At 60.4% G+C, this 13,052-nt stretch carries 18 protein-coding genes and 1 tRNA gene; 15 read left to right on the plus strand and 4 right to left on the minus strand.

Annotated elements, in window-relative coordinates; genetic code table 11:
- Positions 1-15 precede the first annotated feature (15 nt).
- The gene (locus C5F75_RS08345; protein WP_059585324.1) at positions 16-1,515 is read left to right on the plus strand and encodes a DUF1800 domain-containing protein; all 1,500 of its coding nucleotides are present in this window, start codon (positions 16-18) and stop codon (positions 1,513-1,515) included.
- 67 nt (positions 1,516-1,582) lie between these two features.
- The gene (locus C5F75_RS08350; protein WP_059585170.1) at positions 1,583-2,803 is read left to right on the plus strand and encodes a DUF1501 domain-containing protein; all 1,221 of its coding nucleotides are present in this window, start codon (positions 1,583-1,585) and stop codon (positions 2,801-2,803) included.
- Between the two features lie 10 nt (positions 2,804-2,813).
- On the opposite strand, the gene hpnD is transcribed toward C5F75_RS08350, so the two are convergent.
- Positions 2,814-3,647 carry a presqualene diphosphate synthase HpnD gene (hpnD, locus tag C5F75_RS08355; RefSeq protein WP_059585325.1) on the minus strand — a complete coding sequence of 278 codons (834 nt, stop codon included), beginning with the start codon at positions 3,645-3,647 and terminating at the stop codon, positions 2,814-2,816.
- 234 nt (positions 3,648-3,881) lie between these two features.
- Here hpnD and C5F75_RS08360 point away from each other — a divergent pair.
- The 7 genes from C5F75_RS08360 to C5F75_RS37605 all read left to right on the plus strand — a co-directional run bounded on the left by C5F75_RS08360 (position 3,882) and on the right by C5F75_RS37605 (position 8,227).
- A tRNA-Leu gene (locus tag C5F75_RS08360) sits at positions 3,882-3,968 on the plus strand.
- Positions 3,969-4,140: 172 nt separating this feature from the next.
- Complete coding sequence (locus C5F75_RS08365; protein ID WP_104012065.1) at positions 4,141-5,319, plus strand: tyrosine-type recombinase/integrase; 1,179 nt, start codon at positions 4,141-4,143, stop codon at positions 5,317-5,319.
- Between the two features lie 119 nt (positions 5,320-5,438).
- The gene (locus C5F75_RS08370; protein WP_104012066.1) at positions 5,439-6,347 is read left to right on the plus strand and encodes a DNA-processing protein DprA; all 909 of its coding nucleotides are present in this window, start codon (positions 5,439-5,441) and stop codon (positions 6,345-6,347) included.
- Positions 6,348-6,453: 106 nt separating this feature from the next.
- Positions 6,454-6,981, plus strand: a complete 528-nt coding sequence (locus C5F75_RS08375; protein WP_146075175.1) for a hypothetical protein — start codon at positions 6,454-6,456, stop codon at positions 6,979-6,981.
- Positions 6,982-7,096: 115 nt separating this feature from the next.
- Positions 7,097-7,315, plus strand: a complete 219-nt coding sequence (locus C5F75_RS08380; RefSeq protein ID WP_146075176.1) for a hypothetical protein — start codon at positions 7,097-7,099, stop codon at positions 7,313-7,315.
- A gap of 312 nt (positions 7,316-7,627) precedes the next feature.
- Positions 7,628-7,837 carry a hypothetical protein gene (locus tag C5F75_RS36215; RefSeq protein WP_146075177.1) on the plus strand — a complete coding sequence of 70 codons (210 nt, stop codon included), beginning with the start codon at positions 7,628-7,630 and terminating at the stop codon, positions 7,835-7,837.
- Between the two features lie 96 nt (positions 7,838-7,933).
- Entirely contained in the window at positions 7,934-8,227 is a 294-nt protein-coding gene (locus tag C5F75_RS37605; protein WP_104012070.1) for a Rap1a/Tai family immunity protein, read from the plus strand.
- A 41-nt stretch (positions 8,228-8,268) separates the two neighbouring features.
- Here C5F75_RS37605 and C5F75_RS08395 read toward each other — a convergent pair whose 3' ends face one another.
- From C5F75_RS08395 to C5F75_RS08405, 3 genes are read right to left on the minus strand one after another with little or no spacing between them, the layout of a single operon-like run.
- Complete coding sequence (locus C5F75_RS08395; protein ID WP_104012071.1) at positions 8,269-8,547, minus strand: pyocin activator PrtN family protein; 279 nt, start codon at positions 8,545-8,547, stop codon at positions 8,269-8,271.
- Positions 8,544-8,825, minus strand: coding sequence for a helix-turn-helix transcriptional regulator (locus C5F75_RS08400; RefSeq protein ID WP_258048546.1), 282 nt, complete (start codon positions 8,823-8,825; stop codon positions 8,544-8,546). Before C5F75_RS08400 ends, C5F75_RS08395 begins: the two co-directional genes overlap by 4 nt.
- A complete protein-coding gene (locus C5F75_RS08405; protein ID WP_104012072.1) occupies positions 8,815-9,033 on the minus strand; it encodes an excisionase in 219 nt (72 codons plus the stop codon). The genes C5F75_RS08400 and C5F75_RS08405 overlap by 11 nt, the downstream gene beginning before the upstream one ends.
- Positions 9,034-9,066: 33 nt before the next feature.
- On the opposite strand from C5F75_RS08405, the gene C5F75_RS08410 reads away from it, so the two are divergent.
- The 6 genes from C5F75_RS08410 (at position 9,067) to C5F75_RS36685 (ending at position 12,749) form a co-directional block, all read left to right on the plus strand.
- Complete coding sequence (locus tag C5F75_RS08410) at positions 9,067-9,435, plus strand: helix-turn-helix transcriptional regulator (protein ID WP_104012073.1); 369 nt, start codon at positions 9,067-9,069, stop codon at positions 9,433-9,435.
- A 311-nt stretch (positions 9,436-9,746) separates the two neighbouring features.
- A complete protein-coding gene (locus tag C5F75_RS08415; RefSeq protein ID WP_146075178.1) occupies positions 9,747-10,085 on the plus strand; it encodes a hypothetical protein in 339 nt (112 codons plus the stop codon).
- Complete coding sequence (locus C5F75_RS08420; protein ID WP_146075179.1) at positions 10,078-10,365, plus strand: hypothetical protein; 288 nt, start codon at positions 10,078-10,080, stop codon at positions 10,363-10,365. Before C5F75_RS08415 ends, C5F75_RS08420 begins: the two co-directional genes overlap by 8 nt.
- Positions 10,366-10,770: 405 nt before the next feature.
- Entirely contained in the window at positions 10,771-11,628 is an 858-nt protein-coding gene (locus tag C5F75_RS36220) for a DUF6387 family protein (protein WP_146075180.1), read from the plus strand.
- 140 nt (positions 11,629-11,768) lie between these two features.
- On the plus strand, positions 11,769-12,035 hold the full coding sequence (locus C5F75_RS37135; protein WP_258048547.1) for a transcriptional regulator: 267 nt from the start codon (positions 11,769-11,771) through the stop codon (positions 12,033-12,035).
- 267 nt (positions 12,036-12,302) lie between these two features.
- The gene (locus tag C5F75_RS36685; protein WP_181035388.1) at positions 12,303-12,749 is read left to right on the plus strand and encodes a hypothetical protein; all 447 of its coding nucleotides are present in this window, start codon (positions 12,303-12,305) and stop codon (positions 12,747-12,749) included.
- Positions 12,750-13,052 lie beyond the last annotated feature (303 nt).

Consider the following 13,052-nt stretch of genomic DNA (forward strand, 5'->3'; position numbering starts at 1 on the left):
CGGGAGTCCATGACGATGAAAGCGAACGCTGCCGCACCGGCGCCGTCGCCTGCCATGCAGTCGCCGCTCGATGCCGACGACGCGCTGTTTTTTCTCAGCCGCACCGGTTTCTCTCCCACACCCGCCGAGGTCGCGCGCATCGTCGGCATGACGCGCGCGCAGGTCGTGGCCGACACGCTCGGCGATGCGCGGCGCGAGCCCGTCACGACGTGGCCCGACTGGCTCGCCGAGCCGCCGCCGACGCGCGCGCAGCGCCAGGCGCTCACGCCCGACATGCGGCGCGACGAGCAGCGCGAGCGCAATCGCCGCTACGATGCGTTGCGGGCGGCCTGGATCAACGAGATGGTCGCGACGCCGTCGCCGCTCACCGAGCGCATGACGCTGTTCTGGCACGGGCACTTCACGTCCGGGCAGGACAAGGTGCCTTACCCGCAGACGATGGCCGCGCAGAACGCGCTGTTTCGCCGCGAGGCGCTCGGCAACTTCGGCACGCTGCTGCATGCGGTCGCGAAGGATCCGGCGATGCTGCAGTATCTCGACGGCGCGAGCAATCGCAAGGGGCGGCCGAACGAGAATTTCGCGCGCGAGGTGATGGAGCTGTTCACGCTCGGCGAAGGGCGCTACACGCAACACGACGTGACCGAAGCCGCGCGCGCGATGACGGGCTGGACGGTCGATCCCGACACGCTGCGCTTCGCGGTGCGGACCGACTGGCACGATGCCGGCGACAAGACGATCCTCGGCGAAACCGGGCCGTTCGACGGCGATGGCTTTCTCGACATCCTGCTGAAGCGGCCGGACACCGCGCGCTTCATCGCCGGCAAGCTGTGGCGCGAGTTCGTGTCCGATACGCCGGAGCCGGGTGCGCTCGATGCGGTGGCCGACCGGTTTCGCGCGAGCGGCTACGACGTTCGCGCGGCGCTCGCCGCGCTGTGGTCGGCCGACGCGTTCTGGGATCCGCGCAATCGCGGCGTGCTCGTCAAGTCGCCGGTGGAATTCGTCGTCGGCTCGGTGCGGCTGTTCGACGTCGCGTACGGCGATCCGCAGATGCTCGCGAACACCGTGCGCACGCTCGGGCAGAACCTGTTCTATCCGCCGAACGTGAAGGGCTGGCCGGGCGGCGCGCTGTGGATCAACAGCACCACGCTGCTGTCGCGCAAGCAGTTCGTCGAGCAACTGTTCCGCGCGACCGAGACGGCCGGCATGCGGCCGCCGGCCCGTGCGGTTCCGGCGCCGCCGAACGCGCGGGCACAGGCGATGCCGGTGGCCGACGCGGCGTCGGCCGGTATGCGCGGCACGCCCGCGAAGCCGGCGCGCGGCGGCCTGCGTTTCGATCTCGAACGCTGGCTCGGCCAGTATCGTGCGCGGCCGCAGGCGATCGCGGGATTGTCGACCGAGCTGCAGTTGCAGCATGCGGTGCTGCAACTCTCGCCGGTCGCCGCGATCGACACGGATTCGACCGGCGGCGCGTATCTCGAGGCGCTGCTGATGGATCCGGCCTATCAACTGAAATGATGCGAACGATGACGAAGCGGGCAGCCGCCGCGGCCAAGGCGCCGGGCGGAGAACCGAAGGATGTGCGATGAACCGACGTGATTTTCTGACGCTGACCGGTGCCGCGGCCGCCGCCGGCGTGTCGATGTGGCAGGCGCCCGCGACGGCGGCTGGCGCGACGCCGGCCGAGCGAAAGCCGGCGGCCGGGTATGCGAACGTGCTGATTCTCGTTGAGCTCAAGGGCGGCAACGACGGCCTCAACACGGTCGTGCCGTACGCGGATCCGCTGTACTACCAGTGCCGACGCAGCATCGGCATCAAGCGCGACCAGGTGCTGCAGCTCGACGCGCGGACGGGGCTGCATCCGTCGCTCGCGCCGCTGATGCCGCTGTGGCGCGACGGTCAGGTCGCGGTCGTGCAGGGCGTCGGCTATCCGCAGCCGAACCTGTCGCATTTCCGCTCGATCGAGATCTGGGACACCGCGTCGCGCTCGGATCAGTACCTGCACGAAGGCTGGCTCACGCGCACGTTCGCGCAGGCGCCCGTGCCGCCCGGTTTCGCGGCGGACGGCGTCGTGCTCGGCAGCGCCGAGATGGGGCCGTTGTCGAACGGCGCGCGCGCGATCGCACTCGTCAATCCCGCGCAGTTCATCCGTGCGGCCCGGCTCGCCGAGCCGTCGTCGCTGCGCGAGCAGAACCCGGCGCTCGCGCACATCATCGACGTCGAGAACGACATCGTGAAAGCGGCCGACCGGCTGCGCCCGCGCGGCGGGATGCGTGAATTCAGGACGACCTTTCCGGCCGGCGCATTCGGCACGTCGGTGAAGACCGCGATGCAGGTGCTGGCCGCGTGCGAAGCGTCGGGGCCCGGCGTGCAGGACGGCGTCGCGGTGCTGCGCCTGACGCTCAACGGCTTCGACACGCACCAGAACCAGCCGGCGCAGCACGCCGCGCTGCTCAAGCAGTTCGCGGAAGGGATGAGCGCGATGCGCGCCGCGTTGATCGAACTCGGGCGCTGGAACGAGACGCTCGTGATGACGTATGCGGAATTCGGGCGGCGCGTGCGCGAGAACCAGAGCAACGGCACCGATCACGGCACGGCCGCGCCGCACTTCGTGATGGGCGGCCGCGTGGCCGGCGGGCTGTACGGCGCGCCGCCGGCGCTCGGGCGGCTCGACGGCAACGGCAACCTGCCGGTCGCGGTCGATTTCCGCCAGCTTTACGCCACCGTGCTTGGGTCCTGGTGGGGGCTCGATGCGACGCGCGTGCTGCAGCAGCGCTTCGACACGCTGCCGCTGCTGAAGGCGTGAGGCGCGCCGCTCAGCGGCGGCGCGCGGCGCGCCACGCGATCCACAGCTTGCGGATCGGCGTCAGCGCGATGCGCTGGTGCAGCACCTGGTAGCCGTCGCGCGCGATTTCGTCGAGCAGCGCGCCGGCCAGCGCGATCTGCGCGCGCAGCGTGCGTTGCGCGCGGCGTTCGGCGGCGGGGATCGCCGCATCGGCCGCCGCGAGCGCGTCGCGCGCACGGGTCGTCTGGAATTGCAGCAATTCGGTGAAGGCCGGGCTGTAGCGGCGGTTCAGCAGATCGGCCGCGGTTACGTTGTAGCGCTGCAGTTCGTCGATCGGCAGATAGATACGGCCGTGGCGCGCGTCGTTGCCGAGCTCCTGCACGAATTGCGCGAGCATCAGCGCGCGGCCGACGTCCGCGGCCCACGGTTGCGGTGCGGCCGGATTCGCCGAACTGGCGCGCGCGACCAGCGACGCGAAGGTGCCGCCGACCTGCGCGATATAGCGCTGCAGGTTCGCGAAGTCGAGGTAGCGCGCCTGTTCGAGATCCATCCCGTAACCGTTGACGAGCGTGCGCAACGCATCGGCTTCGGCGGCGATCGCCGGGTGATGCTGCGCGAGCGCCTTCGTGACGGGGTGCGACGGCTGCCCGTCGGCCAGTGCCGCGAGTTCCTTGTGCCACCAGGCGAGCTTCGTGTGGCCGACCGTCGGATCGCTGGTTTCCTTGACGGTTTCCTCGAGTTCGCGGCGCAGCGCGAACAGCGCGGTCAGGCGCGGCTGCGTGGCGAGCGGCGCCTGGCGCAGCGCGTAGTAGACGCTGGAGCCTGCGGGGGCGGCCTTTTGCTGACAGTAGTCGTCGAAGTTCACGGGCTGAATCGGGTGGGGCGGGTTCGGGGGACGCGCGGCGGCGCGTTGCCGAAACGTCGAGCGCGGCATTCTAGCACCGCGGCACGACGGGCGCCGGCAGGGCGAGACAAGACCGCAGGGATCGGGTAGAATCTCGCGCTCGCCTGATCGGGCGTGCCGGTTTTCGGGCCGGCGTGAAGTCCCGGGCGCGTGGAGCACGCATCTTGCGTGCCGCGCGGTCAGGCGACGGAATGCGCGTGAGTGGCGAAATTGGTAGACGCACCAGGTTTAGGTCCTGACGCCCGCAAGGGTGTGCCGGTTCGAGTCCGGCCTCACGCACCACATATACTCCCAAGCAATCCCATGTTTGGCTAAAAAGCCCCGCCAGTCAAGTACTTGCGGGGCTTTTTGTTACCAGCGTTGCCCATAACTTCCCATTGACACCCACGGAACCCGGGGGCATCGTAGGGGGCAGTTTTCCTGATCTGGGGCATCGAAATGCCCCCGCGCTCAAATGCCCCTCACCGATGTCGCTGTCCGTGCGGCCAAGCCCCGCGAAAAGTCCTACAAGTTGGCCGACGGCCAGGGCATGTACCTCGAGGTCATGCCGAACGGCTCCAAGTACTGGCGGCTGAAGTATCGCATCGATGGCAAGGAGAAACGGATGGCCATCGGGGTCTATCCGGCGGTGACGTTGCTGGCTGCTCGGAAGGCTCGCGACGAGATCAAGGACCAATTGCGCGCCGGCCTCGATCCCTCGCATGAAAAGAAGCGCGTGAAGGCTCAGCGAAGCCTCGATCGTGCGAACTCGTTCGAGCCCATCGCACGGGAGTGGCACGAGCAGAGGAAGGGCGCGTGGAGCGAGCGACACGCCGACCGGATCATGAAGCTGCTCGAGCGGGAGCTGTTTCCGGTGCTCGGCGTGCGACCGATCGCCGAGATCACGGCGCCCGAGTTGCTGGCGGTGATTCGAAAGATCGAGGCTCGCGATGCGATTGAACTGGCACACAAGACGATCCAGGCAACAAGCCAGATCTTCCGATACGCCATTGCCACCGGTCGGGCAGAACGCGACCCAGCGCCCGACCTCCGCGGCGCGCTGAAGACCCGTACCGTCGTGCACATGAAGCGCGTCAGCGAGGCCGAGTTGCCGGAACTGATGCAGAAGATCAGCACGTACGACGGGGACTTGCAGACGCGCCTGGCGCTCCAATTCATGGCTCTGACGTTCGTCCGTACGAGCGAACTGCGGTTTGCAGAGTGGACGGAGATCGACGAGAAGAAGGAGGAGTGGCGCATCTCGGCCGAGAAGATGAAGATGCGCTCGCCGCACATCGTGCCGCTGTCGAAGCAGGCTCTGGACGTGGTCGCGAGGCTCCGCGAACTGAACGGCAATAGCCAGTACCTGTTTCCGAGCCGGTCGAGTTCCAAGAAGCCGATGAGCGAGAACACGATCCTGTACGCCCTGTACCGGATGGGGTATCACTCACGGATGACGGGACACGGCTTCCGCGGACTCGCGTCGACTATCCTGAATGAGCACAATTTCAACCGGGATTGGATCGAACGCCAGCTTGCCCACAGCGAGCGCGACGGCGTCCGGGCGGCGTACAACCACGCCGAGTATCTGCCCGAGCGCCGGAAGATGATGCAGTGGTGGGGGGACTATTTGTCGGGCGCACAATCCGCATGATGTCCGAAGGTGTCGGGAACATACGCACGTTCGAGTATCATCCCCACGGGTAGGAGAACCCTACAGCTACTATCCTTGAGATATACTGTTCAAATATACAGTATCTTTGGGCTGAGGACATGTCAGCGATAGAATTTGACTCATTGCTTTCTGCTCCGCCGGTCGATCAACGACGGGAGATGGGAGCCTATGAATGGCTTTGGAACTCCGAGCGCGCGTCGTTTAAGTCGCTCGCTGAGACCTTTCGGCAAAATCCTGGGTTGACCCCAGCGGAGATTGTCGAAGATGAGTTGATCGATTCGACGTTGGAGCAGGTCGATCGTGAACTTGTCGCGGCGAAAGTTCATGATCTTAACTTTTGCGTCCACCAAACTGCAGACTACCCACCGAAACTTCGCGACGCCGAGCATCCTCTCGAGTTCTTCTACTATCGAGGTTGGCTCGACCTTGCTTACTCCCCTAGATCCGTCGCAGTCGTTGGTACGCGGAACCCGTCTGAGGATGGAATTCGTCGAGCCAAGCGGCTGGTTAGGCTATTGGTAGAGCATGACGTGACCATCTATTCGGGCCTTGCTAAAGGGATCGATACGATCGCGCATACTACCGCCATCGCATGTGGAGGGCGCACGGTAGCGGTAGTGGGCACTCCGGTGACTGAGGTCTATCCCCGCGAGAATAAGGAATTGCAAGAGCATATCGCCAAGGAGTTTCTGTTGGTGAGTCAGGTTCCTATTCTTCGTTATGCTCGTCAAACGTGGCAAGGAAATCGCTTGTTCTTTCCAGAGCGTAATGCGACGATGTCTGCATTTTCGGATGCAACGATTATCGTTGAGGCAGGGGACACTTCTGGTACCCTAATTCAGGCGCGTGCTGCATTGAAGCAACGTCGGAAGCTGTTTATTCTCGACAGCTGCTTCAATAATCCAAATATTAGTTGGCCTGCAACTTACGAGAAGCGTGGCGCAATTCGAGTGCGCGATCTCGACGACATTCTGACTCATCTCGATGCTCCGACTTGTCAAGATTGACCAAGCACTCTTTGGTCTAGGGCAGCTTCACTGCTATGTTGACGCTGCTGACCATTGCTATTGTCTCGGCGACTATACGTCGGGGAAGAATTGGGCATATAGTCCAATGAACCAACTCGTCTCGAACTTGAAAAAGAAGCCGGACCTTCGGGGAACAAGTCAGTGGCCGCATAAGCTACGGGCGATCCAAGAAGCCGGCGACTCGTTTCGAGCATCAATCAATAAAGATAAGATTGGCTCGATCACGTTTGTTCCGATTCCCCCCTCGAAACACAGAACGGATCCGATGTATGACGATCGAATGCGGCGTGTTCTCGATAGAATGGCCTCGCACGGAGCGCTGGATATCCGCGAACTTGTCTTGCAGACGAAGAGTCTTGATGCCTTCCATGAGGGAACGAGGCTTCCGCCTGATGAGTTGCGGAAGCATTACAAAATTGACGAGAGCCAGTGCGCGGTTACGCCGACGTCGATCTTTGTCGTAGACGACGTTCTTACGACGGGCAGTCATTACAAGGCTATTAAGACAGTGCTTCATGCCCGATTTCCCCAAGCCGCAATCGGCGGATTGTTCGTCGCTAGGAGAGTATTTCCGGATCCAGCAGACGCATTTGATGTTGTCGAGGACGATTGACGTGCCATAAGGGAGCTTCAATCGTTAGTTTGAACTGAAGCCCCGCCCCGAGCGGGGCTTTTCACATCTGAAGGCCAGCGCGATGATGACGCCGTTGCGTGCCCTGGAGCGTTCTATGCCTGCCATCAAGCTGTATATCCCACGAGAAGACGTCTTCGAATTCAACGACGACCTGTCTGCCTGGTCGACCGCCAGCGGCGTCGATCCTAAACTGGCTGTCGGCACGCAGATGCAGACAACCAACCCTTCGTCGCCAACCACCCTGTACTTGGCGTTCGTCGACGAACGATTCTTCGAGCAGTATCCGAGATGGCGCCAGTTCGTGGAGCATTGACCTACGAGGTCGGCTGAGGTTCGTCAGGATCCTCGCCCATGGCTCGTAGCAGATCGCGGAGGTAGTCTTCTTCGGCAGCTTGATGTTCTGGCGATCCGTAGACGAAGTCTGCGGGATTGCTTTTGCCTTGGGCCCTCCGAACGACCCGAACGGTGCGCTCGAGCGCCATAGCCTCGTCGTACCGCGGATCTCCCGGACGAAGGCGGGATTGCTTTTCATTTTCCATTCAGAAGTTAACGACGTATCCTGTCGAAGCTTTAGGGAAGTCTTTCTGCGCCAATAGCCGGAAACAAAAACTCCAAGGGGACCAGCATGTCAGATGGAAGCATTTCAATTTCCTTCGAATGTAAGACGTGCCACACGAAGCTGTCTTGGCCCGATGACATCAAGGATAGTGACGAGGTTCGTTGCTCGGGCGGCGGGGCGAGTGCCGGCACCTATGGGGAGCTTAAAGAAACGGCGATCGAAGCAGCGAAGGGGAAGTTGAACGAGATGATCGGCGATCTCTTCAAGCGAGGGTGATGCTACGCAGTGAATCGGGGCTGACCAGAAATGAAAATTTGCACAGTGCTTGTCGGATGCTTATTGGCGCTACCTTTTTCAACTGAAGCTGCACCAATGACGGGGCAGCAACTCGAAAGCTGGATCAACTCGAACGACGGCGCTCTTCATTTGGCCGCCAGTATGTATGTCATGGGAGTCGTAGATGACGACGCGGTGCTGCAGGCCGGTGAGATTCGGGGGCTGACGGAGCGATCAAGCATCGTGCATATGTGCGTCGCTGGCAAAGCAAATGCAACCAAGCTACGACAGATTGTCGGCATGGCGTTCCAGAGAGATCGAGAGCTCGGTGCACAGCCCGCTGTCCTTGTCGTTCGTAAGGCCGTCGCGGAAGCTTACCCCTGCAACTAGATCTGTAGGCGTATGGAAAGGGCGAAACAAGAGAAGTAGTTCTATTCTGCGATCCACTTCCTTCCATGAAATGACTCGTACTCCTTGATAGCGGCGGCGCGCTGCTTGTCGATGAACGCGGCGAGGTCCGAGATGTGGACGCCCTTGGCCGCCTTCTGTGACGTACTCATCCGAATGAGGGGGAGTGCGATGTCGCCGGCTGAGATCTTTTGCAGCAATTTCGGCAAGGTGAGCGGCGCGAAGTAATCCCGGCAGACGTCTTCTATCGGGATGATGGCGCGGGCGCCGTACTGCGCCATGAGTATGAACACCGTGTTCATGGCACCGAGGGGTCAATGGACGGTTGTGCGCCTGGCGGCAACATCTCGGAGATCGGCCGTGCCTGAGCCCACTCCTCAAGTTCCCGGACCAGCCAGCCGACGCGTTCCTTCGAGAGGGCCCGCGGAGCTGGAAATTCCTTCGATGCGACCAGTTTTTGGATGATGGCCTTGGACAAGGATGTTGCCTCGGCCACTTGATGAACGTTCAAGAAGATCGGTTTCATCGTGATGATCGCTGGCGCGACCTTCTTTGCTTTGGACATGGCATCAGCGGCCATTGATCATCCTTTGAATTTTCTGGGCGACCGGGTCGATGTACTTGGCGTCCGGACTGAGGAAGTATGAGCGCCCAACCTTAACCGGAATTGGAAGGATCTTGCCGTGTTTGATCCAGCCACGGATAGTGTTCATATGAGGCGCATACTCTCCGAACGTTTGCTCTGCCCATACGTTGAGCGGTATCAATTTTGGCTTCTTGGTAGTCATAGAATTGTCCCGTCTGAACTCCGGAGGACACTTGTGAGCATCCTGCAAAAGAAGCGCGTCAGTGCTGCCGAGGCCGCCGCCATTTTAGGTATCCCTAAGGAAACGATCAGTCGAATCGATTGGCGAGGTGAAATCATCCGTCGATACAAGCTTGGCCACAAGACCTTTGTCTACGACGTCGAGTCGCTTGAGCAGTTTCTGTTGGCGAAGGAAGTGCGACCGATGCAAGCGCCGATGGTCGAGCCAGTCGTCCGCGGTCGGAAGCCGTATCCGACGCGTACTATTACGTTGCCGAGCGAGACGAAGCAAAGCAGCCTCCGTGAACTCCTGATGGGCAAGCCCGAGGAGAGCAGCCGACAAAGTAATGGAACGGTGGATGTGCGATCCCGAAAGAAGAAGTGACATACGTCATACGCGCAGCGTGGGTTTACAAAATTCCGCTTGACGACGTAACGTGCCGGACATAATCTTGAAGCGCGCTCGAGACAACAAGCGCCGGGTTTGGCGACCTGACACTCAAGGCGGATGACGACCGCCACATGGCGGTATTTTTTCGTCTGTACACTACGCGTACGTCCAGTCAATGGGCGGGCGATGGTGGGGATACCCGCGAGGGTATGCCGGATGCCTTGAGTGCCGGTTCGCCAACCCTGTCATTTGCCCGCTCACCCCGTTTGGCGACGGAAGGCGGGTCCAACACTCAAGGATCCATCATGTCGCACAATGTCGAAGCCGCAACGCCGGCAGCCAGTCAAGCAAATTCCCTGAATCAGGTGTTCAACCGTGTGAGCGTGCGCGGCCTCGCCGCTGACGCCGCCGCCTCCGCATTGAGCGATGTATATCGCGGCCTCATCGGCATCAGCGCCATCTCTCAGATTCTCATTGCGAACGAAGTCGCCAAGGATTGCTCCGAGCCGGCTCTTGACGGCCATTTGGCCGGCGGTCTGCTTGACGCTGTCAATGCACTCTCGTCTTTCATGATTGACCATATCGAGGATCTCGCCGATCACGCTGACCGTCGTTCGGACGATGCTGAGGTGCGTCATGGCTGATATTCGCGCCCTGAAGACCCTTCCGGAGACGCTTCCCAACGTCAGCGTAATGACCAATATGCTTTCAGTCACGGGCGGTCTGCCGCTTCTCGATGCTCTGCAGTCTGCGACGAGTCATCTGGGCGTCGCGCTCGACGTGCTCGGTGAGGTCGCCTGCAACAGCACAGAATATTCAAGTCAGTTGTACGCAGTTCTCACGTCGGCCGGCATAGCCTCGGGACTGGTAAATTCCGCGATTGCTGCGATCGAGGCGGGAGACAAGGAGGCGCATCATGGCTGACATCCATCCGCCGTCCAGTACACTCAAATGGATCGGCGACTCGCTGCTTTGCGATGGGGATCCTGCCTTATTCCATTCATGCGCTGTAATGAGGTGATCGAGATAATGCCCTCGGGGAATGTCTTGCGATCATTCATCAGATCGGTCCGTATGGGCGAGGTCGCATCGTGTCGGCGCTCGAGTACGGCTTGCAGCACAATATGCTTGCTGACGCGGACCGTGACGCTTGGCAAGCCGAGCGGGCTCGCGTTCTTTCGTGGACTGACTGAATGACGTTCTGCGTTGCAACATGCCGCGTGCATCGCATCCGGCATAATCATTTCACCGCGCCTAGCTCGACGGGGCGAAAGCAGGGCCCCCTTACCCTGTTGGCGCGGTTCCTCATAGGGGGCGCGTGAGGGCACAATGAACAACCAAAAGAAAATTCTGTCGACTGTTCCCGACTGGTTCGATCTCAAAAAGTATGATGGCGTTGCAAGCCTCGATATTTGGGGATGGCATTGGAACATCACGCACCGGCTCCGACTACAACAGCAGTTGCGGTTTAAGGTTCCCGAGGACTTTCCGTTCCAAGTAAATCAGGAGTACGAAGACGAAGAGCTGGACCAAGCACGTCAGTCAATCAGACAACATCTGGAATATCCGGTCGTACGAAGGAATGAACCACATTCGCTCGATAAAACTTCACCACGCGAAGCGGTGAACGATGAAATGGTTATGGACGCTCTTTATCACGCTGAATCACTACTGGAGGACGAAACGTATGCTCGGGCGTTCGAGGCTCATAAATTTGCCATGAGCACGACGGAGGAGTGGGCGAGTAAGGAGGCATACAAGAAATCGGAACCAATAGAGGATTCGATAAATGAAATTTTGGCGAAGAAATTCCCTGCCAGTGCTCGCTATGTCTATGCCGAAGTCGACATCGGTGCACCGATAGAGAAGCTTCTCGAATCCTTCGAAAAATGGGTTCGCAACGTTAAGCAGTCTCGGAATCAGATTTTTTCGAAGAAGAAGCAGTTCGGCGAATCAGACTTCTCAAAGTGGGAGCGGTATCGGCTTCTCGCCTACTTCGACTTGGCGCTCTGGGCTGAGATGGAGAACTACCATCTTTCGCACGACCTCTATGTAAAGTGCCTGTTTCCGGAACGCTCGGGCGATACTCTCAGCTTTTTTCGGAGGACAGTCAAAGACGAAGCTGAAAGCGTCTTCACTTGGGAGTGTTCGGAGGCGCTGCAGGCCCAAGCGGACATCAAGTGGTAAATATGTGTAGCCAGGAATCTACTGGTAGAAAACAGTACACATAAAACTGCCAGTAGATTTTTAGCATCAAAAGATCACCTTCCAACAAAAGCTGCCGTATACCACCATTAGCTCGCGAACTACACCAACAGCGAGCGAACGTGAAGAAGACAGCAGCGCCAGCCGATTCCGGCAAGCCGATGGAGCCGATCCTCCCGCGGGTTGGCCTCTCCAAATGGGCCCAGATCGCGCCCTTTATTCCGATGTGCCGGGAGTCCTGGCGCAAGCTGGGGCTCGCCGGCAAGGCTCCCCAGCCCATCCGGATGAGCCGCACGCATTCCTGCTACAGCAATTCTGAAGTGCACCGGTGGCTGTCGGATCCGCTTGGCTACGCCGCGGCGCCTCAGGAAGGGCGGGAGGCGGCATGATGAAGGCGAAGATTACGCACGCAAGCGATTGCGCGCTGCACAACGAACCGGCATTCCCGGCGGCGCAGTGCAATTGCGGCGCTGAGCTCACAGCTCAGCGTAGATATGCGGCATGGCTAAGTCGCTGCGCTTATAACCAGGTCGCGCGTTTCGGAAAACTGCTCCGCTTTCGTGTAGGGAGCCAATTTCGTCGGTCCGGAGAAGCTTCCAGCCAACCGTGTTCCCCGACTGACTGCCGCCGGCCGTCTGATAGCAGCGGAGTAGGTAATGACCTTCATCGCTGACTCCGTACGCGTGCGGCTCGACGATGCGGAAATAGCCATCGTAGCGAAGCTCAAGAACGCGCATATGGTCAATAGCGCTGACAAGCTGTTGGTGAAATCGCATAAGTGTCCCCGACGAAATAGTTATTGTGGTCTCAGCCGCGACGATTTTACTCCCAGCGCGGGTCACCGTTCCGCCGGCAGCCTGCCGATGATCGCAGACAGCATCAGCAAGCCGACACCCGGGGTGTTCGAGAACATGCCGTACAACCGCGAGTTCGAGAGACTGAACGAGATCACCAAGCACATGGTCGACAACGTCCGAGACATTGCCGAGATCGCCGATAGCAACGACTGTAAGGCTACTTCCAAGGCTTCGGCGGCTTGTTTTGTGGCACCGGATGCCCGCCAAATCGTGCAAAACGAGGCTGGTCTGTCCCTCGTCGCCTGAAACGTTCGGGAAATTGATTTAGCTTATGTCTGTCGACTGCCAATCGATGGACAAAGAGGGAAGCCCCGCTTGGGGAGAGTTGAGGTAAGCCGAACCCTCCGGCAAACCGAACCGGCTTGGCCGCCGGCAGCTTTCCCCCAGCGGGGTTTTATTTTGTCTAATTCGCACTGCTTAGGAAGTGGTGGGAAAGGATGGCAGGTATGAGACGCGTTGAAATTGATCGGTCAGTTGTTGATGACAAGGCACGCGAAAGGCGCATCGCCGAGCTCGGACGCTTGCTCGAAGCGTCGTGTGATTCGGCCA

Source organism: Burkholderia anthinoferrum (assembly GCF_002925705.1).
In the GTDB taxonomy this organism is placed as follows: domain Bacteria; phylum Pseudomonadota; class Gammaproteobacteria; order Burkholderiales; family Burkholderiaceae; genus Burkholderia; species Burkholderia semiarida.